This window comes from Nonomuraea roseola (genome assembly GCF_039535395.1).
GTDB lineage: Bacteria > Actinomycetota > Actinomycetes > Streptosporangiales > Streptosporangiaceae > Nonomuraea > Nonomuraea roseola.
Genome location: NZ_BAAAXC010000012.1, coordinates 208793 through 233877, shown reverse-complemented (window position 1 = coordinate 233877; position 25085 = coordinate 208793). Strand labels below are relative to the sequence as shown.

Sequence of the window (25085 nt, the reverse complement as noted above, 5' to 3'; positions counted from 1 at the left end):
GCGAGAGCTCACTAGAACCGGCCGCAGAACGAAATGAAGTGGGTCCCTTCGGGGATCAAGAGGGGTGGTACCGCGGAGCCGCACGGCTTCGTCCCTTCACGCCGTCGCTGTCCGACACCGTGGAGGTCCCGCCCGAGATGTCCCACTATTTCCGCTCTCTACCCGCGCAGGTCGACCTGCCCGCGCTCGAGCGTGAGGTCCTCGACCGCTGGCGGGACGGGAAGATCTTCGAGCGCTCCGTCGAGCAGAACGAAGGCGCTCCCTCCTGGGTCTTCTACGAGGGCCCTCCCACCGCCAACGGCCTGCCGGGCGTTCACCACGTCGAGGCGCGCGTCTTCAAGGACCTCTTCCCCCGCTACAAGACCATGCGCGGCTTCAGCGTGCCCCGCAAGGCCGGATGGGACTGCCACGGCCTGCCCGTCGAGGTCGGCATCGAGAAAGAGCTCGGCCTGACCGGCAAGAAGGACATCGAGGCGTACGGCATCGCCGAGTTCAACGCCAAGTGCCGCGAGTCGGTCCTGCGCCACGTCGACGCCTTCGAAGAGCTGACCGAGCGCATGGGCTACTGGATCGACCTGTCCCAGGCCTACCGCACGATGGACCCCGAGTACGTCGAGTCCGTCTGGTGGTCGCTCAAGGTCATCTTCGACAAGGGCCTGCTGTTCCGCGACTTCCGCATCACGCCGTACTGCCCGCGCTGCGGCACCGGCCTGTCCGACCACGAGCTGGGCCAGCCCGGTGGCTACGAGACCGTCACCTCGCCCTCGGTCTACGTCCGCATGCCCGTGACCTCGGGCCCGCTGGCCGAGCTGAACGCCTCGCTGCTGATCTGGACGACCACGCCGTGGACGCTGGTGTCCAACACGGCGGTGGCCGTACACCCCGAGGTCACCTACGTCGCCGCGCGCACCGCCGACGGCGAGGTGCTGGTGGTGGCCGAGCCGCTGCTGTCGGTCCTCGGCGAGGGCGCCACCGAGGTCGCCCGCTTCTCGGGGCGCGAGCTCGAGCGCACCGCCTACTCCCGCCCGTTCGACCTGGTAGACATCCCCGGCGCGCACTACGTGGTCCTCGGCGACTACGTGACCGTCGAGGACGGCACTGGCCTGGTCCACCAGGCCCCCGCCTTCGGCGCCGACGACATGACCGTCTGCAAGTCGTACGGCATGCCGATCGTCAACCCGATCGGCCCCGACGGGCGTTTCCTGCCCGACGTGCCGATGGTGGGCGGCCAGTTCTTCAAGGACGCCGACGAGGGCCTGACCGAGGACCTCGAGGGGCGCGGCCTGCTGTTCCGCGGCGGTCACTTCGACCACAGCTACCCGCACTGCTGGCGCTGCCACACCCCGCTGCTCTACTACGCGCTGCCCGCCTGGTACATCCGCACCACCGCGGTCAAGGACACCATGCTCGCGGAGAACGAGAAGACCAACTGGTTCCCCGAGACCATCAAGTGGGGCCGCTTCGGCGAGTGGCTGCGCAACAACGTCGACTGGTCGCTGTCGCGCTCGCGCTACTGGGGCACGCCGCTGCCCCTCTGGGTGTGCTCGGCCGACGAGTCGCACGTCACGTGCGTCGGGTCGCTGGAGGAGCTCGGGTCCCTGGCGGGACAGGAGCTGTCGAACCTCGACCCGCACCGTCCCTACGTGGACGACGTGACCTTCCCCTGCCCCTCGTGCGGCGCCGTCGCCCAGCGCGTGCCCGACGTCATCGACGCGTGGTACGACTCGGGCTCCATGCCGTTCGCCCAGTGGGGCGCCAAGGGCAAGCCCGAGGGCGTCTACCCCGCGCAGTTCATCTGCGAGGCGACCGACCAGACCCGCGGCTGGTTCTACTCACTGATGGCGGTCGGCTCGCTGGTCTTCGAGCAGTCCTCCTACGAGAACGTGCTCTGCCTCGGCCTCATCCTGGCCGAGGACGGCCGCAAGATGAGCAAGCACCTCGGCAACGTCCTCGAGCCCATCTCGCTGATGGACCAGCACGGCGCCGACGCGCTGCGCTGGTTCATGGCCGCCTCGGGCTCGCCGTGGGCGGCGCGCCGCGTGGGTCACAACGCGCTCGAGGAGATCGTCCGCAAGGTCCTGCTGACCTACTGGAACACCGCCTCCTTCTTCACCCTCTACGCCAACGCCGAGTCGTGGTCGCCCTCGACGGCGCCGGAGGCGCCGCCCGTCTCCGAGCGCCCGCTGATCGACAGATGGGCGCTGGCCGAGCTGCACAGGACGGTGTCGGAGGTGTCGGCCGCGTTCGACTCCTTCGACACCGTGCGCGCGGGCCGCAGGCTCGCCGAGTTCCTCGACGACCTGTCCAACTGGTACGTCAGGCGCTCGCGCCGCAGGTTCTGGCAGGGCTCGCAGGAGGCGTTCGCGACGCTGTACGAGTGCCTGGAGACGGTCACCAGGCTCATGGCGCCGATGACGCCGTTCGTGACCGACTACCTCTGGGACGTGCTGCGCGGCGTGGACGCGCCGTCGTCGGTGCACCTGACCTCCTGGCCTGCGGTCAAGGAGGAGCTGCTCGACCCGTCGCTGTCGGCGCAGATGGCGCTGGTGCGGCGACTGGTGGAGCTGGGCCGTTCGGCCAGGGCCGCCTCCGGGGTCAAGACCCGCCAGCCGCTGGGCCGCGCCCTCGTGGGCGCTCCGGGCTGGGCGTCGCTCTCCCCCGAGCTGCGCGACCTCATCGCGGACGAGCTGAACGTGCAGGCCCTGGAAGACATGTCCGGATTTAGTACGGATTTGGTGTCTTTCACCGTCAAGCCCAACTTCAGGGCGCTCGGCAAGCGGTTCGGCTCGCAGACCAAGCTGGTCGCGGCGGCGGTCTCGGCCGCCGACGCCGGCTCGCTGGCCGCGACGCTGCGCTCGGGCTCGCCGGTCTCCGTGGACGCGGGCGAGCTCGGCACGGTCTCGCTCACCGCCGACGAGGTGATCGTCACCGAGCAGCCCAAGTCGGGCTGGGCGGTCGAGACGGGCGCGGTCGACACCGGCACCGGCGAGACGGTCGCGCTCGACCTGGCCATGACCGACGAACTGCGCAGGGCCGGACTCATCCGCGAGGTCATCCGCCTGGTGCAGGACGCCCGCAAGTCGACGGGCCTGTCCATCACCGACAGGATCGACCTGTGGTGGACGGCCTCGTCCGAGGACCTGTCACAGGCGCTGCGCTCGGACGGTTCGCTGGTGGGCGAGGAGGTCCTGGCCTCCAGCCTGACCGAGGGCGCCTCCGAGGACCTGCCCGTCCACACCGACACGGACCTGGGCCTGACCTTCCAGCTCCGCCGCGCCTGACCCCGCGGCTCTCGGAGCCCAACCTGGTGCGTGGCCCCTCATCCTGAGGGGCCACGCCACCCCCCACGCAGGATCACCGCGAATCCGCGGGAACCGGCTGAGCGGGACCATCGCAAACCCCGCCAGAACTGGCTGAACAGCATCACCGCGAATCCCGCGGGAACCGACGGAGCCGGATCATCACAAACCCCGCCAGAACCCACCGGGCGCGATAACCGCAAACCGGCAGAGCGGGGATCATCCGGCGCGCCAGAACCAGCTGAGCGGGATCATCCGGCTCGACTTCTCCAAAGCCGACGTGTCTCCTCCCAAACCGACGCCACTCCCCCAAGAAGCGTCGCTTCTCCCCCAGGAAAGCGTCGCCTCTCCCCCAGGAACCGGAACAGACAGGCCCCGGCCACATCGGCGCGATCTCAGACGAGACCTGGCCGAGAGACGCAAATCAGTCGTGAGACGGTCGACCGAAGATGGCGGTCAACCGTAGACGGCGGACCGGAGACGGAAATCGGCCGTGAGGCCGGTCAGTCGTGAGACGAGGGATCAGTCCTGCGGCAAAGGTCAGCCGTGCAGGGCTGACCTGGCCGCGAGACGGATGTCAGCTGACCCGCTGGTGGTCGTGCTGGCAGACCGCGCACGGGGTGAGCCCCTTCGACGCCGCCTCCGTCTTCTGCATCGACTGGACGCTGCTCGGCTCCGCCCCCTTGACCAGCGGGCAGGACGAGCTGTGGAAGCGGCGCGTGGCACCGATCACCTTGACGACGCCGGGACGGTCGAGCCTGACCGTGTCGTTCGCCTCCGAAGGCGTGTCCTCCTCGGAGTCGGCGGATGCGCCTGCCGTACCCGAGGACGTGGAGGAGGTGGAGCCGGAGGCGACCGGAGGCCCGGCGCGCCCGGGTGCGGTCGCCTCCGGTCCCACCGGCTCTGCGTCCAGAGACTCCGGACGGTCGAACCACCCGCCGCCGGACTCCGCGGACCGGGCACCCCGCTCGGGGTCGCTGTCCTGGCCGGGGGTGGAAGCCTTGGAGTCTGTCTTCGGCACCGGGGCGGCCATGGGCGGCCGCAGCCTCTGGGTCGTCTCGGACGAGGCGGCCTCGGACCCACCCTCCTCCGAGCCCCCGCCCCGCACACCACCGGCAGGAGAACCGCCCTGCCTAGAACCGGCAGGAGATCCGCCCTGCCCCGGGCGGGTAGAGCCACCCTGCGCGGGACCGGCAGGGGACCCACCCTGCACCGGACGAGCAGGAGTAGAACCGGCAGGAGATCCACCCTGTGCCGGACGAGGAGATGACCCGCCCTGCGTGGGAGCGGCGGGAGAGCCGCCCTCGCCGGCGCTGGCCCGCGAGTCGCTCTGGGCGGGGTTGGACGGGGAGTCGGCCTGCGCGTCGCCCGGCCGGGAGCTGCCTTGCGTGCCACCCTCCGAGCGGCCCTCGCTGGCCGGGCGCTCAGGGGAAGTCTTCGAGGGGCCCGCCGCTGGGCTGCTCTTCGTCGTCTCGAGAGAAGGCCTGCTGGAGGACGGGGTCGGGACGGCTCCTGGGGTACCCGCCACGAGTCTGCCGGGCGCGGGCTTCGGCTGCGATCCGCCCGCCGGCGTCTCGGGACGCCGGGCAGCCGCGCCCTCGGAGGGCTCGGTGGATCCACCCTCGGGGCGCGGGGACGCAGCGCCCTCGGACCGCTGAGCGGCCTGCGCCTCGGGGCGCGGAGAAAGCGTGGGAGCGCCTGCGGGCCTCGCGCCGGGCGAAGGGTCGCCCTTGGGGCCGCCACCGGCGGAAGGGGCCCCTGCGCCTGCGGCAGGACGCTGCTCGCGGGTGGGCTCGGCCGACTTCTCCTCACTCTCGCGTGGTCCGTCCGCCCCCTCGCGGGAGCTCTCGCCACGCTCGGAGGAGGACACCGCCTTCGAGGCCGGCGACCCGGGACGGGCGGGCGCGTCACCGCGCGAAGACGAGGACTCGGCGCGGGGAGAGGAGGACTCAGTGCGCGAGGACGGAGACGAAGACTCGGCCCGTGAGACCGGGGACTCGGCGCGGGAGGCTGCGGGCGCGACGCCGGAGGACGGCGACTCGGCCCTGGAGGCGGAAGACCCGGTGGCGCCGGAGATGCCGGACGGGGCGCCGGAGGGGCCTTGCGGGGCGCCGGGCTGGCCGGGGGAGGTGGCAGGGCGGCCGACGGGGTCGGTGTCCCTGCTGGCGGAGGCGGCCGGATAGGGGGCGCGGCCGACACCTGGCTGTTCGGGGGCAGGTGGGACCTGCCGCCCGCCGAGCGCGGCGTCGGGCAGGCACGTCGTGCAGGGCGTGAAGCCCTCCTCGCGCGCCTCCTCGTAGGTGAGCTCCTCGTGATCCCGTCCGCTGAGCTGACGGCAGCCCGCCACGTGGTAGCGCTTGCGTCCGGGGATCACCATGACGATCGCGTCGGGCGAGATGCCGCGCGCCGTGACGGGCCTTGGACGAGGCGCCTGGTTCGGGACGGTGGCCGTCTGCTGCCTCATCCCCGTGGGGGCGGGGGCCGGCGGCCTGGGCTGGGGGGCCATCGGCTGCGGCGCCGTCCCCGCAGGAGCGACGCCCGCAGGCGTCACCGCCGTCGGGGCACCGGGCGCGGACGGCTCCCGCGGCGCCTGCGCCCCGGCACCACCGCCGCCGGGGAACAGCTCGTGACGCCGCAGGAACGCCCCGATCACCAGGAAGAGCGCGGACAGCACGCTGACCACGATCGACCACATGATCAGGAACGGTTCAGCCATGACGAAGCCCGCGATCAGCAGGATGACCGCCGCGAGCACCAGACCAGCGCTGATGAGGATCACAGGGGGCTCTTTCGAGTGACGGATCAGAAGCGAATCTGACCCGTTACCTTACCGGCGTTAGCGGCGGTCGTTGTGCGGGCCGTCGGCGCCCTGGAAGGCACCCTGGTGCTGCGACTGGTCGCCACCGAAGGGGTTGGGCCCACCGGCGAGAGGCTGCTGGCCGCCCTGCGGGACCGAGTGGGTCATGGCGGGGGCGCCACCGCCCATCGGAGCGCTGGGGATGACGGGGAAGCCGCCGCTGCCGCCCTCCGCGGAGACGTTCAGCTCGGCGAGCTGGTTCTCCAGGTAGAGCTTGAGCCTGCTGCGGTACTCGCGCTCGAAGCTGCGAAGCTCCTCGACCTTGCGCTCGAGCTCGTCGCGGGTCTGCACGAGGGAGCCCATGGCCTGACGGTGGCGCTCCTGGGCGTCGCGCTCCAGCGTCTCGGCGCGGGCACGGGCGTCACCGATGACCTGCTCGGCCTGGCGGCGAGCCTTGGTCAGGATGTCGTCGGCCTCGCGGCGGGCGCGGGTGACGGTCTCGTCCGCCTCGCGGCGGGCGTCGGCGATCGCCTGGTCGGCCGTCTGCTGGGCGAGGGCGAGCACGCGGGCCGCGGTGTCCATGTTGTCCTCGGCGGGAGGCATGCTCATGGCCACGGGAACCGGCTGCGGCTGCGGCGGGGCCTGCATGGGCTCCGGCTGCGGCGGCGCCATCATCTCCGGCTTGGGCTGCTCCTGCACAGGCGCGGAGGCCATCGGCATGCTCATGCCACCCGGCACCTTGCCGCGCAGGCACTCGGCCAGCTTGGCGCGCAGCTCCTCGTTCTCTTGGATCAGGCGGTCAAGCTCAGCCTCGACTTCGTCGAGGAAGGCATCCACCTCTTCCTCGTCGTAACCCGGTCGCAACCGGGTGGTACTGAATTGCTTGTTCCGCACATCAGCGGGCGTCAGCGGCATCTTTTTGGTCTCCTTGGCGCGCTCGGAGTCTGTCCGGAGGGACGGTACCCGGTCACTACAGCGCGGACACGAGTTGGATCATGACCAAGACCACAATGAAGAGCACTGTGAAGCTTAGGTCAAAGGCCACCGTACCCAACCGGAGGGGAGGAATGAAACGGCGGAGAAACTTGAGAGGTGGGTCTGTTGCGGTGTATGTGGCTTCGGCCAGCACCAGAACGAACCCCGAAGGCCGCCACTGCCGGGCGAACGCCTGCACCGTCTCAAAGATCATTCTGCCGATGAGCAACACCAGGTAGAGAGACAGGACAACGACCAAGATCTCGCCAACGATCCCCACGGTCCGGCCGCGCCTCCACTTCTGGGTGCCCCTCCCGGTCTCGAGGACCCGGTCGGGTAGATAGTCATACAGAGACTCTAGCTCTGGTTGAAGAATCCGCGTTCCGCGATTCGGGCCTTGTCCTCGGCGGTCACCTCGACATTGGCAGGGGACAACAGGAACACCTTGTTGGTAACACGTTCGATGCTGCCGTGTAGGCCAAAGACGAGACCTGCCGCAAAATCGACCAGTCGCTTGGCATCGCTGTCAACCATCTCGGTCAGGTTCATGATGACCGGGGTGCCGTCGCGGAAGTGCTCGCCGATCGTGCGCGCCTCGTTGTAGGTGCGCGGATGCAGCGTCGTGATGCGAGCGAGGTCTGTGGTGCGGCGCTCCAGCACCGTCGTCGCCGGCCTGGGCGCGGGGACGCCGGGGTCGGTGTCGTCTTCGCGCTCGTGCACCGCCGGGGTGCGGTCCTGCTCGGCCCGACGCGACTCCTCCTCGTAGTCGTAGTCGTCGTCGGTGTAGGTCTCGTACCTCTCGTAGCGGTCGTCCTCCACGAGACCGAGGTAGACCGCCATCTTGCGCATCGCGCCGGCCATCGCTAAGTCGTCCTCCTGCTCATGGTCGCACTCGCTCGAGCGATCCACACTCGAGGCGGCAGCCGTACCCCCTTGGAGCTCACCGCTGATCGACCTCTACTTCGTCCGCGGGCCCCAAGGCCCACTTGAGGGGACATTACCTGACGAAGGGCTTGCGACGACCGAGCAACGCCGTACCGACTCGCACGTGTGTCGCCCCGTGCGCCACGGCTTCGGCCAAATCGCCGCTCATCCCCGCTGAGATTATGGTCGCACCAGGATGCCCGGCCTGTACGGCCAGCGCCAGATCCCGCAGCCTCCCGAACGCCTTGCCCGGTTCCTCCCCGAGCGGCGCGACCGCCATGAGCCCGCCGAGCCGTACGCCCTCGGTGGCCGCGATCTCGTCGGCCAGCCCGAGCACGTCGGCGGGGCGAGCCCCGCCGCGTCCGGGGTCGTCGTCGAGCGCGACCTGCACGAGACAGCCGATCTCGCGCTCCGCCCTTACGGCCTCGCGCCCGATCGCCGCCACCAGCCTGGAACGGTCGACGGAGTGGACCAGGTCGGCGTAGCCCACCACCGAGCGCACCTTGTTGGTCTGGAGCTGACCGACGAAGTGCCAGGTGAGCGGCAGGTCGGCGCAGGCGAGGGCCTTGTCGGCGGCCTCCTGGTCGCGGTTCTCGCCCACCTCGGTCACGCCGAGCCCGGCCAGGATCCGCACGTCCTCGGCCGGGTAGGTCTTGGTCACCGCGATCAGCGTGACCTCCTCGCGGGGGCGCCCCGCGGCCCCGCAGGCCTCGGCGATCCGCTTCTCGACCTCGGCCAGACCCGCCGCGATCTGATTTTTGCGAGCTATGTCCACAAGAAACCCATCGTGCACCCTTTGCGGTGGGACCGCGAACCCAAGCAGCCCCGAGACGCACCGAACCCCCACCGCGTCGACCCTGAGGTCTCGCAGCGGGGGTGTGATCCCCTCCCCCGGACCCTGGGGCCGGGTGAGGAATCTCACTTCAGGAAGTCGGGCACGTCCAGCTCCTCCTCCTGCTCCTCGAAGACCACCGGGCGACGCCGGCCTGGCTCCGACATGCGAGAGGAGATCGGGGTGGGCGGGTTGGTCACCTCGGGCGCGGGCCTCGGGATCGAGACCGGCGGCGCGGGCGGCTCCTCGACCGGCAGCGGCGCGGCGGCCGCGGGCGCGGGGGTGGGAGCGGGAGCAGGCGCGGGCGTCTCGACGGCCCGAACGGGCTCGGGGCGCGGCTCGGGCCGTACCTCGAGGCGCGGCTCAGGGCGCGGCTCGGGCCTGGGCGGCTCGAGCTTCACGCTGGGCGCGGGAGCGGGCGCGGGACGCACGGGCGCGGCGACCGAAGGAGCCGCGGGCGGCGCGGCGGCGGGCCTGGGCTGCTGGCGCGGCTGCTGCATCGCGGGCTTCTCGACGGGAGCGATCTCGTCGAAGCCCGCGGCGATGACCGTGACGCGGACCTCGTCGCCGAGGGCGTCGTCGATGACCGTACCGAAGATGATGTTGGCGTCGGGCGCCGCCGCGTTCGAGACGAGCTGGGCCGCCTCGTTGATCTCGAACAGGCCCAGGTCCGACCCGCCCGCGATCGACAGCAGCACGCCGTGCGCGCCGTCGATGGAGGCCTCCAGCAGCGGGCTGGAGACGGCCATCTCGGCTGCGGCGACCGAGCGGTCGTCGCCCCTGGCGTGGCCGATGCCCATCAGCGCCGAGCCCGCGCCCGACATGACCGACTTGACGTCGGCGAAGTCGAGGTTGATCAGGCCGGGCGTGGTGATCAGATCGGTGATGCCCTGGACACCGGACAGCAGCACCTGGTCGGCCGCCTTGAAGGCGTCGAGGACGCTGACCTGCCTGTCGGAGATCGACAGCAGTCTGTCGTTGGGGATGACGATGAGGGTGTCGACCTCGTCGCGCAGGGTCTCGATTCCCGCCTCGGCCTGCATGGCGCGGCGGCGGCCCTCGAAGCTGAAGGGCCTGGTGACGACTCCTATGGTCAGAGCGCCGAGAGACCGGGCGATGTTGGCCACGACCGGGGCACCGCCTGTGCCCGTGCCGCCGCCCTCGCCCGCCGTGACGAAGACCATGTCGGCCCCCTTGAGGACCTCCTCGATCTCCTCGCGGTGGTCCTCGGCCGCCTTGCGACCCACATCGGGGTTGGCGCCGGCCCCGAGGCCGCGCGTGAGTTCCCTGCCCACGTCCAGTTTGACGTCGGCGTCACTCATCAGCAGCGCCTGGGCGTCGGTGTTTATCGCGATGAACTCGACGCCCTTGAGTCCCTCCTCGATCATCCGGTTGACGGCGTTCACTCCGCCGCCGCCAATGCCGACGACCTTGATGACCGCGAGGTAGTTCTGCGGTGCTGCCACGACGAGGGGCCTTTCCGCTCGTTGACTTGCCATTTCAATGGTGCTCGAAAACTCTCAACCTCAAGTTGAGATTTAGATTTATGTCAACCTGAGGATTGATACGGACAGTAGGAGTCCCCTACCGGGCGGGTCAACTAACCGCGCCGCAAGCCCGTCCGGCGTGTCGCGCGCTGTCCTATTCGCGACCAGCTTCTCATTTCATGGAGACGACGTCGGGCGAACTGACGTCGTACACCCTGGCCGTGCGTGGGAGCAGCGCCTCGAGGACGCGAGCCTTGTCCTCGCCCCTGTCGGCCCCGCCCCATATGACCGTGCGTCCGTTGGTGAGCCTGAAGGAGATGCCCTCGGGCGAGGTGGCGCGCACCTCGTCGATCTTCATGAGCAACGCCTCGGGCAGGCCGCCGATGACCTTGATGGCGGCCACCGTCGCGGGGTCACCAGGCCCTGGTCGATCCACTCTCAGCACCGGCAGCTCGGGCGGGGCGCTCGGGCGCACCTCGGTGACCACGCCCTTGCGATCGATCAGCGCCGCCCTGTCGCCCACGGGGACCACGGCGACCGGCTGGCGCTCGACCACCTCGATCTTGAGCGTGCTCGGCCACGCCCGCTCGACCCTGGCCGAGGCGAGCCGCCTGATCGCCAGCACCCTGCCCTCCACCTCGCCCAGATCGACGGTGGCCAGCGGGTGCAGCGGGGCCACGCCCGCCTGCTTCTCGATCTGGTCGGCGGGCACTGTGAGATTTCCCACGATCTCCACCGACCTGACGCCCAGGACCGGCGAGAAGAACACCAGCCACACCGTGCTGCCCACCACACCGGCGGTGAGCAGCGCAACGAACGCCTGCCTGGCCTTCACCTCGCGGACAGCTCCGCGACGATCTTCGGCCCGAGCTCGGTCACGTCTCCCGCCCCCATGGTCAGCACGATGTCGCCGGGCCTGGCCAGCTTGGCCACCAGGGCCGGCACCGCGGCCTTATCGGGCGCGTAGGCCACCTGTTCCTCGTGCAGCGGCACCCTGGAGGCCACCATGGCGCCGGAGACGCCGGGCTCAGGGTCCTCCCTCGCGCCGTAGACGTCGAGCACCACCGCCACGTCGGCCAGGCCGAGGGCGGTGCCGAACTCGTCGGCGAAGAACCTGGTGCGGGAGTAGAGATGCGGCTGGAAGACCGCGATCACCCTGCCGTCGCCCGAGTAGGAGGCGACCACGTCACGGGCGGCGCGCAGGTCGGCGGCCAGCTCGGTCGGATGGTGGGCGTAGCTGTCGAAGACCGCCACACCGCCCGCCTCACCCTTGGCCTCGAAGCGCCGCTTGGCCCCTGTGAAGGCCGACAGGCCCTCCCTGATCACCTCGAACGGCAGGCCGAGCTCGTCGGCCACGGCGATGACCGCGGTGGCGTTGAGCGCGTTGTGGGCGCCGGGGACCGACAGGCGGACCTCACCCTTGCCGACCACCTCGAACAGCACGCCGAACCCGTCGGGCCGCACCTCGGCGATCCGGTAGTCGGCGCCCTCGGCCTCGCCGTAGGTGACCACGCGAAGGCCGCGCCCGCGGGCGGGCTCGATCAGCGCGGCGGCGCCGGGGTCGTCGGCGCACACCACCAGTGTGCGGCCGATGCGCTCGACGAAGCGCGCGAAGCTGTCGTAGACGGCCCGCGGATCGCCGTAGTTGTCGAGGTGGTCGGCCTCGACGTTGGTGACGACCGCGATGTCGGGCGCGAGCATGAGGAAGGAGCCGTCGCTCTCGTCGGCCTCGGCCACGAACACCCCGCCTGAGCCCTCGTCGGCGCCGAGCCCCGTGGTGACGAGCTGGCCGCCCACGCAGTAGGACGGGTCGGAGCCGCACTTCTGCAGCGCCACCGTCAGCATCGAGGTCGTGGTGGTCTTGCCGTGGGTGCCGGCGATCGCCACACCGGTGCGGCCCGCCATGACAGAGGCCAGCGCCGCGGCCCTCGGGATGACGCGAAGACCCTGCTTGATGGCCTCGCCCAGCTCGGGGTTGGAGTCGCGGATCGCGGTGGAGACGACCACCGTGTCGATGTTCTTGATGTGGGAGGCGGCGTGGCCGATGTGCACGCTGGCGCCGAGCTCACGCAGCTCGGTCACCATGTCGGAGCCGCGGGCGTCGCTGCCGGACACCTTCACGCCCCGCTTGAGCAGGATGCGCGCGATGCCCGACATGCCGGCGCCGCCGATGCCGATGAAGTGCACCCTGCCGAGCTCCTCGGCCGCCACGGGGGCGACCAGCCGTACCAGGCTCATGAGCGACCTCCCACGATCTCGAGCACCTTGCGGGCGAGGGCGACGTCGGCGTCCCTGCGCCCCATCGCCGCGGCGGCCTCCGACATGGTCGCGACCCGCTCGGGGTCGCGGAGGATGGGCAGCACGTTCTGGATGATCCAATCAGGTGAAAGGTCGGAGTCGTCGATCACGAGCCCACCGCCTCGCTGGGCGATCGGCGTGGCGTTGAGCCGCTGCTCGCCGTTGCCGTGCGGCAGTGGCACGTAGGCGGCGGGCAGACCGACGGCGGTCAGCTCCGCGCAGGTCATCGCCCCGCTGCGGCACAGGGCGAAGTCGGCGGCGGCGTAGGCGAGGTCCATGCGGTCCACGTAGGGCAGCACGACGTACTGAGGGTCGCCAGGAGGCGGCTCCTGCTCCAGGGCGTTCTTCGGGCCGAGCACGTGGAGCACCTGCACGCCCGCCCTGCGCAGCACCGGCCCCGCCGCCAGCGCGGCCTGGTTGAGCGAGCGGGCGCCCTGCGAGCCGCCGAAGACCAGCAGCGTCGGCAGGTCGGTGCGCAGCCCGAACCACGAGCGGGCCTTGTCGCCCATCGACAGCCTGTCGAGCTGGACGATGTCCCTGCGCAGCGGGATACCGATGAGCTCCGCCTTGGCCATGGTGCTCTGCGGGTGCCCGGTGAAGACATGGTCGGTCAGGCGGGCGCCGAGCCTGTTGGCCAGCCCGGGACGGGCGTTGGCCTCGTGGACGACGATCGGCAGCCCGCGCCGCCTGGCCGCCAGGTAGGCGGGGGTGGCGACGTAACCGCCGAAGCCGACCAGGATGTCGGCGCTCGTCCTGTCCATGATGGACGCCGCGGCGTTGATGGCCCCCGCCAGCCGCCCGGGAACGGTGAGCAACTGCGGCGTGAGCGCCCGCGGAAGCGGCACGGCGGGCACGAGCTGCAGCTCGTAGCCCCTGGCGGGCACCAGCCTGGTCTCCAGGCCGCGCTCGGTACCGAGACACGTCACGCCGATGCCTGGCTCCAGCCGGCGCAGCGCGTCAGCCAGGGCCAGAGCCGGTTCGATGTGACCGGCCGTCCCGCCACCGGCGAGGACCACCCTCATGTCGGTTACTCCCTACTGATGAGAAACGTGCCGCCTTAACGTTCCGCATCTGGCCCGACTCGTCCAGTAGGCACGTTTCTTGTCGGTCGTCTCGGTCGGCCCCGCTGCGCACCCCCCAGGCCCAGCCAGCTTAGAGCCCGCGCGGCCGGTCCGGGGCCACGCGCGGCCAGAGCCTCCCTGGCGCCCGGTTCGCGTTTGGCGAATGACAACAACATGCCAAGCGCGGCGAGCGTCGGCAACAGCGCCGAGCCTCCGTAGGAGACCAACGGCAGCGGGATGCCCGTGATGGGCAGCACGCCGATGACGGCGCCGATGTTGACGATGGCCTGCCCTGCGACCCACGCGACCACGGCCGAGGACGCCAGCCTGATGAAGGGATCGTTGACGCGCATCGCCACCCGCAGGCCCGCGTAGCCGAGCAGGCCGAACAGCGCGATCACCGACAGCGTGCCCATCAGCCCGAGCTCCTCGCCGAGGATGGAGAAGATGAAGTCGCTCTCGGCGTGGGGGATCCAGCTCCACTTCTGACGGCTGCTGCCCAGTCCGAGCCCGAACCAGCCGCCCGAGCCCATCGCGATCTGCCCCTGCACGGCCTGGTAGCCGGCGCCCTGGGCGTGGCCCCACGGGTCGAGCCAGCCGGTGATGCGGTCGGACCTGTAGCCCTCCGTGGTGATCATGAAGATCACCGCCACCGTCATCATCGCGACGATGCCGCCGAACAGCTTGATCGGCGCGCCCACCACCCACAGCAGTGACAGGAAGATCAGCATCAGCACCAGCGTGGTGCCGAGGTCGCGGCCGAGCATGACCATGACGGCCAGGATCGCGGTGCCGGGCAGCAAAGGGATGAGCAGGTGGCGCCACTCGATCCGGCCGCCGCGCGCCTTTCGGGCCAGCAGGTCGGCCCCCCACAGCGCCAGGCCGAGCTTGGCCGGCTCGGACGGCTGCAGGTAGATGGGGCCGACGTCGATCCAGCGCTGCGCGCCGAGCTGCGACTCGCCTGCGAAGATCACGATGCCGAGACCGATGATCGACAGTGCCATGAGCGGGTAGCCCGCCCACCTGAAGAAGCGGTGCGGCAGCCGGGAGCAGACCCACATCACCGGCACACCGAGCCCGGCCGACATCGACTGCTTGACGAACCAGTAGAACGGGTCGCCCGTCTCCTGCAGCGCCTCGATGCTGGAGGCCGACAGAACCATCATGAGCCCGAGCGCCAGCAGCAGCGCGCTGCACCCGATGATCAGGTAGTAGGTGGTCAGCGGCCGGTCGAGCAGCTCCCTGAGCGCGGCGGCCTGCTCCTTGACCCAGCCGGTGGGGCCCTCGACCGGGTTGTCGGCCGCGGTGCTCACGCCTTCTCCTTCAGTTTCCTCACGGCGTGCGCGAAGGCCTCCCCCCGAGCAGGGTAGTTCGCGAACATGTCGAGGGAGGCGGCGGCCGGAGCCAGCAGCACGGTGTCCCCGGGGGCGGCGAGCCTGGCGGCTTCGGTGACGACACGGTCCATCACCCCAGTGTCTCGATCGGCCAGGTCCACCACAGGGACATTCGGCGCGTGTCGCGCGAGTGCCTCGGCGATCCTCGCCCTGTCGACGCCGATCAGCACCACGCCGCGCAGTCTCGGCGCCGCCTGGCGGACGAGGTCGTCGACGTCGAGGCCCTTGAGCTGCCCTCCCGCGATCCACACGATCGAGGGGTAGGCGGCCAGCGAGGCGGCGGCCGCGTGGGGGTTGGTGGCCTTGGAGTCGTCGATGTAGTCGACCTCGCCCGTCCTGCCCACATGGGTCATGCGGTGCGGGTCGGGGACGAAGTCTCGCAGGCCCTGCCGTACCGCCTCGGTCGGGACGCCGAAGGCGCGGGCCAGCGCGGCGGCGGCCAGGGCGTTGGCGACGTTGTGCGGGGCGAAGGGGTGCACGTCGTCGAGCGTGGCAAGCTCCTCCGCCTGCCGTACGGGGTCGGCCACGTAGGCGCGGTCGACCAGCAGGTCCTCCACGACGCCGACCTGGCCAGGCCTCGGCACCCGGAGGGTGAAACCCACAGCCCCCGAGTACGGCTCGGCGAGTGCGGCGGCGATCGGGTCGTCGGCGTTGTAGACCACCGTGCCCGCCCGCTCGAAGATGCGGGCCTTGGCCCTGGCGTACTCCTCGAGGGTGCCGTGCCAGTCGAGGTGGTCGGGGGCGATGTTGAGGATGGCGGCGGCGTGCGGGGCCAGGCTGCTCGACCAGTGCAGCTGGAAGCTCGACAGCTCGACCGCCAGCACGTCGTAGGGGCCGGCCACGGCCTCGACGACGGGCACGCCGACGTTGCCCACCGCCAGCGCCTTGCGCCCCGCGGCCAGCAGCATCGAGGTCAGCATGCGCACGACGGTGGTCTTGCCGTTGGTGCCGGTCAGCGCCAGCCACGGCGCGGCCCGCTCGGGCCGCAGCCGCCAGGCCAGTTCGACCTCGCCGACCACCTCGACGCCCGACTCGAGGGCGGCGGCGATCAGCGGGTGGTGCGGCGCCCAGCCCGTGGTGACCAGCGAGGAGGCTTCGGAGGGCAGCTCCGTCGTGCCGAAGCGCACCTCGACACCGAGCTCGGCCAGCTCCGCCGCGACGACGCGCTGGCGCTCCCCCTCGACGCCTTCGAGGACGACGACGCGCTCTCCCCGTGCGGCGAGCACCCTGGCCGCGGCGGTTCCCGAGACGCCGAGTCCGGCTACGACGATCATGACTTGGGCATCCACTCCACGTAGAACAGACCGAGGCCCACGGCCGCGCACAGCCCTGCGATCAGCCAGAACCTGATCACGATCGTGGTCTCCGCCCAGCCTTTCAGCTCGAAGTGGTGCTGCAGCGGAGCCATGCGGAAGACTCGTTTGCCGGTCATCTTGAAGAAGCCGACCTGAATGATCACCGAGCAGGTGATGATGACGCACATCCCGGCCAGGATGATCAGCAGGAGCTGGGTGCGGGTGGTGATGGCCAGCCCCGCCAGGACTCCGCCCAGGGCCAGCGAGCCCGTGTCGCCCATGAAGATGCGCGCGGGAGGGGCGTTCCACCACAGGAAGCCGATCAGCCCGCCGAGCACGGCCGCGGCGACCACCGCCAGGTCGAGCGGGTCGCGCACCCAGTAGCAGTTGGGTCCGAGGTTGTCGATGCAGTTGTTGCGCAGTTGCCAGTTGCCGATCAGCACGTAGGCGCCCAGCACGGTGGCCGTGGCGCCGGAGGCCAGGCCGTCGAGGCCGTCGGTCAGGTTCACCGCGTTGGAGAAGCCGACGATCATGATGAGCACCCAGAGCGTGAAGAAGAAGATGCCGATCGCCGGGCCGAAGTCACGCAGGAAGGACAGCTTGTCCTGGGCGGGGGTGATGCCGTAGACGTTGGGGAAGCGCATCACGAGCACCGCGAAGACGGCGCCGACGACGAGCTGGCCGAGCGCCTTGGCGCCGCTGCGCAGGCCGAGACTGCGCTGTTTGTAAATCTTGATGAAGTCGTCGAGGAAGCCCACCGCGCCGAGGCCCGCCATGAGGAACAGCACCAGCAGCCCCGAGACGGTCGGGGGTTCGAGCGTGGCCAGGTGGGAGGCGGCGTAGGCGAGCAGCGCGGCCAGCACGAAGACCGTGCCGCCCATGGTGGGCGTGCCCTTCTTGCTGAGGTGCGCCGAGGGCCCGTCGTCGCGGACCTCCTGCCCGTAGCCTCGCCGGGAGAAGAGTCTGATCGCCAGGGGGGTGCCGAGCATCGAGAGGATCAGGCCCACCGCACCGGCGATGATGATGTTGGTCACTTGGTGGCCCTCCCAAGGACCAGCTCGGCCGTGCGCTGCAGGTCCATGGCGCGCGGCCCCTTCACCAGCAGCACGTCGCCCGGCCTGAGCCAGGCCGAGAGCTGCGCCGCGGCGGCCTCGGCGTCGGCCACGTGCACGATCGGCGGGCCCTCCCTGTGGTACGGCCCGCCGCCCGCGCCGAGGCCCTCCACGGCGGCCTGCTCGGCGGCCTCGACGGCGGCGAAGGCCCCGCGCAGCACGGGTTCGGCCCCCGGCCCCGCGACGACCAGCCCGCTCAGCCCCGAGGCGCCCGCGAGGCGGCCGACGCCCTCGTTGAGCTCGTCGCTCTCCTCGCCCAGCTCGCGCAGGGCGGCGATGACGGCGAAGCGGCGCCGGCCCTTGCCGAGCGCGTCGAGGGTGTGGAAGGCGGCCCGCATCGAGTCGGGGTTGGCGTTGTAGGCGTCGTTGATGACAGTGACGCCGTCGGGGCGCTCGGTGACCTCCATGCGCCACTTGCTGCGCGGCTCGGCCTCCGACAGCTCCTCCGCGATGGTCGCCACGGGCAGGCCCAGCTCGTAGGCGGCGGCCGCGGCGGCGAGGGCGTTCTCCACGACGTGCTCGCCGTACAGCCTGAGCGCGACGTGGGCGGCGCCCGAGGGGGTGCGCAGGGTGAAGGAGGCGCGCCCGCGCTCGTCGACGACGACGTCCTCGGCGCGGACGGCAGCGTCCTCGCCACGGCCGAAGTAGGTGACCCTGGCGGCGGTGCGGGAGGCCATCTGGCGCACCAGCGGGTCGTCGGCGTTGAGCACCGCCACCCCGTCGGACGGCAGCGCCTCGACCAGTTCGCCCTTGGCCTGGGCGATGGCCTCCTTGCCGCCGAACACGCCGAGGTGGGCGGTGCCGACGTTGAGGACCACGCCGATGCGCGGCGGTGCGACGCGCGCCAGGTGCGCGATGTCGCCCGCGTAACGCGCGCTGAGCTCCAGCACCAGGAACCTGGTCTCGTGGTCGGCCTTCATCACGGTGAGCGGATGGCCGATCTCGTTGTTGAACGAGCCGACGGGCGCGACGCTGGGACCCATCCGCGCGGTCAGCCTGGCCAGCAGGTCCTTGGTGGTCGTCTTGCCCGCCGAGCCCGTGATGCCGATGGCGGTGGCGGCGGGCAGCGCGGCGGCCACGGCCGTGCCGAGCGCGGCCAGCGCGGCGAAGATGTCGGTCACGATCACCGCGGGCACCTCGACCGGCCTGGTGGCCAGCACCGCCACGGCGCCCGCCTTGATCGCCTCGGCGGCGAAGTCGTGGCCGTCGGCGCGAGCGCCCTTGATCGCCACGAACAGGGATCCCGGCTCGACCGCCCGTGAGTCGATCACGACGGGGCCGCGCACCACCGCGCGGGGGTCGGCCATGCCCGACAGAGCGCCCGAGGTGATCTCGGCGACCCTGGCCAGTGGCAACGGGATCATAGGTTCTTCCTGCTTTCCTTGCGTGCGTCGATCGCCCCCGCGACGACGGCCCTGTCGTCGAAGGGGATCACCTCACCTGAGATGTACTGGCCCTGCTCGTGACCCTTGCCCGCCACGACGACCACGTCACCGCGCTGGGCGTGGCCGATCGCCAGGCCGATGGCCGCCGCCCTGTCGGGCTCGACGACCACGTGGGCGCGCTCACCGGGCGGCACCTGTAGCGCTCCGTCCATCATCGCGGCAAGGATCGCCAGCGGGTCCTCGGAGCGGGGGTTGTCGCTGGTGAAAATCGCCACATCGGCCAGCCTCGCGGCCGCCTCGCCCATGAGCGGGCGCTTGCCCTTGTCGCGGTCGCCGCCGCAGCCGAGCACGATGGTCAGCCTGCCTGCCGTGACGGCGCGCAGCGACTCGAGCACGGACTCGACCGCCCCCGGCTTGTGGGAGTAGTCGACCACGGCCTGGAACTCGCAGCCTGCGTCGGTGACGCGCTCCATCCTGCCCGGCACGCCCGTCATCGAGCCCACCCCGTGGACGGCCGCGCGCAACGGCACGCCCGCCTCGACCAGGGTGACGATCGCGCCGAGCGCGTTGGCGACGTTGAAGGGGCCCGGCAGCGAGATCGCCACGTCGTCCTCGACGCCGCCTGGGCCCACCACCCTGAAGGCGCTGCCGTCGGCGCCGAGCCTGACGTCGAGCGCGCGCCAGTCGGCTCCCGGGTCGCCCGTGGCGGAGAAGGTGGTCATCGGGATCGTGGCGCGGTGCAGGAGCTCGCGGCCGTGGGCGTCGTCGAGGTTGGTGACGCCCGTCCTGCTGAACTCCGGCTGGAACAGCTTCGCCTTGGTGGCGAAGTAGTCGTCGAGGTCCTTGTGGAAGTCGAGGTGGTCCTGCGAGAGGTTGGTGAACAGGGCCACGTCGTAGAAGACGCCGTCGACCCTGCCGAGCGCCAGCGCGTGGCTGGAGACCTCCATGACCGCGGCCGTGACGCCGCGCTCTCGCATGAGGGCGAACAGGCCGTGCAGGTCGGTGGCCTCGGGCGTGGTCAGCTTGGGCTCGATGACCACGTCGCCCGCGTGGATCTCCACGCCGCCGACCAGGCCTGTGGTGTGGCCCGCGGCGCGCAGCCCCGCCTCCAGCAGGAAGGTGGTGGTCGACTTGCCGCTGGTGCCCGTCACGCCGAGGACGGAGATGTCATGGGCGGGCTGGCCGTACACCCAGGAGGCGATCTGGCCGAGCACGAGGCGGGGGTCGCCGAGGACGAGCACGGGCAGGCCGGTGGCGGCGGCGGCCTCGCGGCCCGCCGGGTCGGTCAGGATCGCCACCGCGCCGCTCGCCATCGCCTGCGGGGAGAAGTCGGCGCCGTGGGCGGTGTTGCCGGGCAGGGCGACGTAGAGGTCGCCAGGAAGGACCTGGCGCGAGTCGATCGTCACACCTGTGACGGCGGCCAGCGGTGAGCGTGAGCTGCCTGACGGAGCGTCAAGCATGGCCGCCAGCCCACTCAGCGGGCGCGGCGGGCTGGTCTTGGGACGCATAGACGACGGGGGACGCACGGCGAGAGCGTACCCTCCCTGTTCAGTGTCCGGCGCCGATCCGCGCGGGTGACGCGGACGGGCCTGTGGGCGGAATCTTTCTGCTCTTGATGGCGAACGTCATCACGTCCTTGAACACAGGGGCCGCGATGTGCCCGCCGTAGATGTCCTTGGCCGGCTTCTGCACCACCGCGAGCACCACGAGCTCGGGCTTGTCCGCGGGGGCGAAACCAACGAAGGAGGCGGTGTAGCCGTTGTAGCGGCCCAATTGCTGATCGTATCGGTTCGCGGTGCCTGTCTTGCCCGCCACCCTGTATCCGGGGATGGCGGCCAGGGTACCGGTTCCCTCGGCGCTGACCGCGCCCTCGAGCATGGCGGCGATCTCATCTGCCGTGTTCTGGCTGACCACCCTGGTCTGCCTGCCCGGCTTGCCGGCGACGAACCTTCCGTTCTCGTCGGTCATGCCCGCCACGATCTGCGGCTGCACCCTGACCCCGCCGTTGGCGATGGCCTGGTAGACGCTGGCGGTCTGCAGCGCGGTCACCGACACGCCCTGACCGTAGGCCACCGTGCAGCGCTGGGTGCCCGACCAGGTCGTGTGGTCGGGCAGCAGCCCCGCCTCCTCGCCCGGCAGGCCGAGGCCCGGCCGCGCGCCGAAGCCGAAGTTCTTGAGCATCGTGTACAGGCCCTGGTCGCCGATCCTGCGCGCGGCCTGGATGGTGCCGACGTTGCTGGAGGTCTCGACGATCTGCTTGAACGTCATCACCTCCGTCTTGTGCGGGTGGGAGTCCTTCAACGTCTGGTCGGCGCACCTGATGTGGTCGGCCACCTTGAAGGTCGTCTCGGGCGTGACGGCGCCCGCCTCGATCGCCGCGGCGGCGGTGATGACCTTGTTGGTGCTGCCAGGCTCGAAGACCTCGGCCACCGCGCGGTTGACGAAGGACCTGTCGGGCGCCTTCTGCCAGTTGTTCAGGTCGAGTTCGGGGGCGTTGGCCATGGCGACGATCTGGGCGGTCTTGACGTCCATCACGATCACGGTGCCGCTCAGCGCTCCGCTGGCGGCGACCTGCTCGGTGATGGCCTTCTGGGCGGCCCACTGGATGTCGCGGTCGATGGTCAGCCTGACGTCGCGGCCTTCGATCGGGGCCTGGCGCTGGCTGCGGGTCATCGGGATGCGCTGGCCGTCGCGGCCCTGCTCCATGCTCTGCTTGCCGTCACGTCCCGCGAGCACGGAGTTGCGCATCTGCTCGACGCCCTCGAGGCCGGTGCCGTCGTCGCCGACGAAGCCGATCAGCGTGCCGGCGAGGTCGCCCGCAGGATACGTCCTGCGGTAGGTCTTCTTGGTGGTGACCGTGGGCAGCTCCTGCTCCAGCAGCCTGTCGGCGACGAGGGGGTCGACGTCGCGGGCCAGGAGCTCGTAGCGCGAGGTGGTCTTGGCGAGCTTCGCCGCGATCTCGGCAGGGGGCTTGTTCAGCTCCTTGGCCACCACCGCGGCCACGTGGGCGCGCTTGTCGGCGGGCACCTTGCTCGGGTCGATCGCGATCTCGCGCGCCTCGACCGTGACGGCCAGCTCGTGGCCGTTGACATCGGTGATGGAGCCGCGTTTGGCCTTGATGGTCTCGCTGACCACCCGCTGCTGGGCGGCCCTGGCCTCGTAGACCTTGGAGTCGAGGCCCTGCAGCTGGATGAGCCGCCCCGCGAAGATCGACAGGATGAACGTCATGCCGATCAGGCCGATGTTGATGCGCCTGCGCGGGTTGCCCAGGCGCAGCACCAGCGGAGGGCGCGGGGGGCGGGGCGGCGGCGGAGGCCTGCGCCCCTGCCTGCGCGGGTCGGAGCGCGGCGGGCCCTGGGGCGGTCCCTGCCTGGAGTCCTGGCGAGGGCCGCGCCGCTGGGCGCCCGCCCTCGGCTGGGGCACGGTGTCCTCGGAACGGACGCGCCTGCTCTCCTGCGCCCCCGCCCCTGTGAGCCCTCGGGGCAGGTCGAAGGGGTCGTCCGGGCGCGCCTGCCGTCCTTCGGGGCGGTCGGGCTCGTCCTTGCGGGGGCGAGGCGCGTCGTCGGGAGCGCCGCGGCGGCCGGCGTCGTCCGGCCTGTTGCGGCGGGGCGGCTCGTCGGGCGAGGGACGGCCCGCGCCGCCCTGCCGTCCCGGCCTGCCGGGACCCGCGGGCGTACGACGAACGGCGCCGGGCCCTCCCTGAGAGCCGGCGCCGGCACCGCCACGGCCGGGACCCTGCCCCCGGCCGCCTGACTCCCTCACCTGTCCTGGCCTACCTCGATCGAGCCGACCGTCGGGTCCCACTTCTCGCCCTGCAGTTCGGCGTCGCGCGCGAGCTGGGCCGGCTGCTCCTTCTTGGCGTTGGCCTGCCTGAGCGCCTCGTTCTCCCGCTGCAGCTGGGCGGTCTCCTCGCGCAGCGTGTCCTGGGTGAAGGAGTCGCGGTTGAGCACCGTGTTGAGCAGCAGCAGGCTGATCAGGCCGCCGCAGAGCAGGCCGACGACGAGCAGCACGAAGGGCGCGCGCTGCTTGCGCGACATCGGCCGCCGCACGCGCGCGGGCTTGGCCGCGGTCGCCTCCGCGGGGCGCGTGTGCGCAGCGGAGGGACGGGTCGCCGTCCGCTCCGCCGCGGGCGCGCTCGGCCTGCGGGCTCCGGTCCTAGCCGGAGCCGTCTTGGGCGCGCCGGCCCTGGCGGGCGCTCCCCGCCTGATCTCCTGCTCAGTACTCGTCAACACGGATCCTCTCTGCCGCCCTTAGCCGGGCCGAGGCCGCCCGCGGATTGCGGGCGAGCTCTTCGTCAGTCGGGAGCTCGGCTCCCCTCGTCAGGAGGCGGAACCGCGGCTGGTGAGCCGGCAACGGGACGGGTAGCCCCGGCGGGCTGGTGTCCCTGGTTCGCGCCGCGAGAACCTGCTTGGTCAGCCGGTCCTCAAGGGAGTGGTAGGAGAGAACGACAACTCTCCCACCCAGCGCCAGCGCGTCGAGTGAGGCTGGGAGCGCCGTCTCGAAAGCGGTCAGCTCCGCGTTGACCTCGATACGCAACGCCTGGAAAGTACGTTTTGCGGGGTTACCCCCGGTACGTCGGGTCGCGGCCGGAATCGCTGCGCGGACGATGTCGGCGAGCCGCTTAGTCGACGTTATGGCCTCCTTGGCCCTTTCCTTGACAATGAGCGCCGCGACACGCGGCGCAAACCTTTCCTCCCCGTAATCACGGAGGATGCGGGTCAGCTCTCCCACGGAATAGGTGTTGACCACCTCCTCCGCCGTGAGCGACTGCTCGGTGTCCATGCGCATGTCGAGCCTGGCGTCGTAGGAGTAGGCGAAGCCTCGCTCGCCCTCGTCCAGCTGCGGGGAGGAGACGCCGAGATCGAACAGGACGCCGTCGATCACGGGCCTGCCCGCCCCCGCCAGCACCTCGGACATGTCGTCGGAGGAGGCGTGGACCAGCGTGACCCGGTCGGCGAAGGGAGCGAGCCTGCGCGTGGAGAACTCGATCGCGAAAGGGTCGCGGTCGATGCCGATCAGGTGAAGGGAGGGATGCGCGGCGAGGAGCGCCTCCGAGTGACCGCCGAGGCCGAGGTTGGCGTCGACCACCACCGGCGAGGGCCCCGTCAGCGCGGGGGCGAGGAGCTCGAGCACCCGCTCGAGCATCACTGGAACGTGACCACCCGTGCCCGCAGTGTTGCCTTCTCCGTGCATTACTGAAACCCCCCTCCTGCTGAATGCGTCTGTACTCGCGGATGACGCTACGGCCCGCCACCGGTGTCCCGCTCATGGGTCCCCACCCGTAGCCGTCCGGCCAGGTCCCCATCCGCACCCGCTTCGTGGACGCCTGCCATCTGACACCGGGGAAGGTGCATCAGCTGGCGGGCGAGTGGTTGCGGGTGGAGACCTCGCCGAACGACATCACCGACGGATCGGCCGTGACTAGAGAATCCCTGGCAGCACCTCCTCCGAAAGATCGGCGAAAGCCTGCTCCTGGTCCGCCAGATAGGTGTCCCAGGCCTGTTGGTCCCAGATCTCCAGACGGGTGTTGGCTCCGATGACCACGCAGTCACGCTCCAGCCCCGCGTACCGCCTGAGGGCCTGCGGAATCGTGATGCGCCCCTGCTTGTCGGGAGTCTCGTCGGACGCGCTGGCGAAGAAGACACGGCTGTAGTCCCGGACCGCCTTGGCGGTGACCGGGGCAGTGCTGAGAGCCTCGGTAATGCGCTGGAACTCCCCCACGGGAAAGACGTAGAGGCATCGCTCCTGGCCTTTGGTGATCACAAGACCCTCCGCCAGCTCCTCACGGTACTTAGCCGGCAGGAACAGCCGTCCCTTGTCGTCAAGACGCGGTTGATGGGTGCCGAGGAACACCGGCCCCACCTCCCGTGCCTCATGAAGCGCTCAGCGCTGGTGCACCGGCCCTCCACTGCGCACCACCATACTCCACTTCTCCCCACCGTCAACTGATTCGAACCGTCTTCGGCCGCCGTTTCTCACGCGTTTACGCAGGTCAGGGCGGTGGAGCGGGGTGGGGGGCGGTGGGCGGCGCCGAGGCGGCGCGGGCGTGTCGAACGCCGAAATGATCGGTGAATACCGGGCGACCCCACCGGCCGTGGAGGAAAGGGGAGGAGCCGTGTCACGGGATTCGCACCACTATGCGACAAGAACCGGACGGATCGCCTGAACACTGTGGCTGTTCGCCGAATATCCACAAAAGTCGCTCAAGAACCCTCCTCGTCGTAGG

Annotated in this window: 19 protein-coding genes; 1 reads left to right on the top strand and 18 read right to left on the bottom strand. The window is 70.8% G+C overall.

Translation table 11 applies throughout. The annotated features are described in order from the left end of the window. Positions 1-137 precede the first annotated feature (137 nt). A complete protein-coding gene (gene ileS / locus ABFX55_RS13160; protein WP_346120819.1) occupies positions 138-3281 on the top strand; it encodes an isoleucine--tRNA ligase in 3144 nt (1047 codons plus the stop codon). A 595-nt stretch (positions 3282-3876) separates the two neighbouring features. Here the strand turns inward: ileS and ABFX55_RS13155 are convergent. The 18 genes from ABFX55_RS13155 to mraZ form a co-directional block, all read right to left on the bottom strand. Then, positions 3877-6078 carry a hypothetical protein gene (locus tag ABFX55_RS13155; RefSeq protein ID WP_346120817.1) on the bottom strand — a complete coding sequence of 734 codons (2202 nt, stop codon included), beginning with the start codon at positions 6076-6078 and terminating at the stop codon, positions 3877-3879. Positions 6079-6135: 57 nt separating this feature from the next. Next, complete coding sequence (locus ABFX55_RS13150; RefSeq protein WP_183659088.1) at positions 6136-7011, bottom strand: DivIVA domain-containing protein; 876 nt, start codon at positions 7009-7011, stop codon at positions 6136-6138. A 55-nt stretch (positions 7012-7066) separates the two neighbouring features. Then, positions 7067-7351: a YggT family protein gene (locus ABFX55_RS13145; RefSeq protein ID WP_183659086.1), complete on the bottom strand. Its 285-nt coding sequence runs from the start codon at positions 7349-7351 to the stop codon at positions 7067-7069. A 77-nt stretch (positions 7352-7428) separates the two neighbouring features. Then, positions 7429-7932 (bottom strand): cell division protein SepF, encoded by a 504-nt coding sequence (locus tag ABFX55_RS13140; RefSeq protein ID WP_346120814.1) that lies wholly within the window; start codon positions 7930-7932, stop codon positions 7429-7431. Between the two features lie 136 nt (positions 7933-8068). Continuing rightward, positions 8069-8770 (bottom strand): YggS family pyridoxal phosphate-dependent enzyme, encoded by a 702-nt coding sequence (locus ABFX55_RS13135; RefSeq protein WP_346120812.1) that lies wholly within the window; start codon positions 8768-8770, stop codon positions 8069-8071. Between the two features lie 143 nt (positions 8771-8913). Next, entirely contained in the window at positions 8914-10293 is a 1380-nt protein-coding gene (gene ftsZ, locus ABFX55_RS13130; RefSeq protein WP_346120810.1) for a cell division protein FtsZ, read from the bottom strand. A gap of 193 nt (positions 10294-10486) precedes the next feature. Continuing rightward, a complete protein-coding gene (locus ABFX55_RS13125; RefSeq protein ID WP_346120808.1) occupies positions 10487-11149 on the bottom strand; it encodes a cell division protein FtsQ/DivIB in 663 nt (220 codons plus the stop codon). Next, on the bottom strand, positions 11146-12552 hold the full coding sequence (gene murC, locus ABFX55_RS13120; protein ID WP_346120806.1) for a UDP-N-acetylmuramate--L-alanine ligase: 1407 nt from the start codon (positions 12550-12552) through the stop codon (positions 11146-11148). Before murC ends, ABFX55_RS13125 begins: the two co-directional genes overlap by 4 nt. Continuing rightward, on the bottom strand, positions 12549-13634 hold the full coding sequence (murG, locus tag ABFX55_RS13115) for an undecaprenyldiphospho-muramoylpentapeptide beta-N-acetylglucosaminyltransferase (RefSeq protein WP_183659074.1): 1086 nt from the start codon (positions 13632-13634) through the stop codon (positions 12549-12551). Before murG ends, murC begins: the two co-directional genes overlap by 4 nt. Positions 13635-13669: 35 nt before the next feature. Beyond that, positions 13670-14986 carry a putative lipid II flippase FtsW gene (ftsW, locus tag ABFX55_RS13110; RefSeq protein ID WP_346120804.1) on the bottom strand — a complete coding sequence of 439 codons (1317 nt, stop codon included), beginning with the start codon at positions 14984-14986 and terminating at the stop codon, positions 13670-13672. Next, positions 14983-16341, bottom strand: coding sequence for a UDP-N-acetylmuramoyl-L-alanine--D-glutamate ligase (murD, locus tag ABFX55_RS13105; protein ID WP_346120802.1), 1359 nt, complete (start codon positions 16339-16341; stop codon positions 14983-14985). Before murD ends, ftsW begins: the two co-directional genes overlap by 4 nt. Further along, positions 16338-17396, bottom strand: coding sequence for a phospho-N-acetylmuramoyl-pentapeptide-transferase (mraY, locus tag ABFX55_RS13100; protein WP_346120800.1), 1059 nt, complete (start codon positions 17394-17396; stop codon positions 16338-16340). Before mraY ends, murD begins: the two co-directional genes overlap by 4 nt. Beyond that, positions 17393-18838 (bottom strand): UDP-N-acetylmuramoyl-tripeptide--D-alanyl-D-alanine ligase, encoded by a 1446-nt coding sequence (locus ABFX55_RS13095; RefSeq protein WP_346120798.1) that lies wholly within the window; start codon positions 18836-18838, stop codon positions 17393-17395. The genes mraY and ABFX55_RS13095 overlap by 4 nt, the downstream gene beginning before the upstream one ends. After that, positions 18835-20367 (bottom strand): UDP-N-acetylmuramoyl-L-alanyl-D-glutamate--2,6-diaminopimelate ligase, encoded by a 1533-nt coding sequence (locus tag ABFX55_RS13090; RefSeq protein ID WP_346120796.1) that lies wholly within the window; start codon positions 20365-20367, stop codon positions 18835-18837. The genes ABFX55_RS13095 and ABFX55_RS13090 overlap by 4 nt, the downstream gene beginning before the upstream one ends. Before the next feature lie 40 nt (positions 20368-20407). Further along, positions 20408-22138 carry a peptidoglycan D,D-transpeptidase FtsI family protein gene (locus tag ABFX55_RS13085; protein ID WP_446686022.1) on the bottom strand — a complete coding sequence of 577 codons (1731 nt, stop codon included), beginning with the start codon at positions 22136-22138 and terminating at the stop codon, positions 20408-20410. A gap of 479 nt (positions 22139-22617) precedes the next feature. Further along, entirely contained in the window at positions 22618-23088 is a 471-nt protein-coding gene (gene ftsL, locus ABFX55_RS13080) for a cell division protein FtsL (protein WP_346120792.1), read from the bottom strand. Next, positions 23075-24052 (bottom strand): 16S rRNA (cytosine(1402)-N(4))-methyltransferase RsmH, encoded by a 978-nt coding sequence (gene rsmH / locus ABFX55_RS13075; protein ID WP_346120790.1) that lies wholly within the window; start codon positions 24050-24052, stop codon positions 23075-23077. The genes ftsL and rsmH overlap by 14 nt, the downstream gene beginning before the upstream one ends. A gap of 228 nt (positions 24053-24280) precedes the next feature. Then, a complete protein-coding gene (gene mraZ / locus ABFX55_RS13070) occupies positions 24281-24712 on the bottom strand; it encodes a division/cell wall cluster transcriptional repressor MraZ (protein WP_346120788.1) in 432 nt (143 codons plus the stop codon). Between the last annotated feature and the right edge of the window lie 373 nt (positions 24713-25085).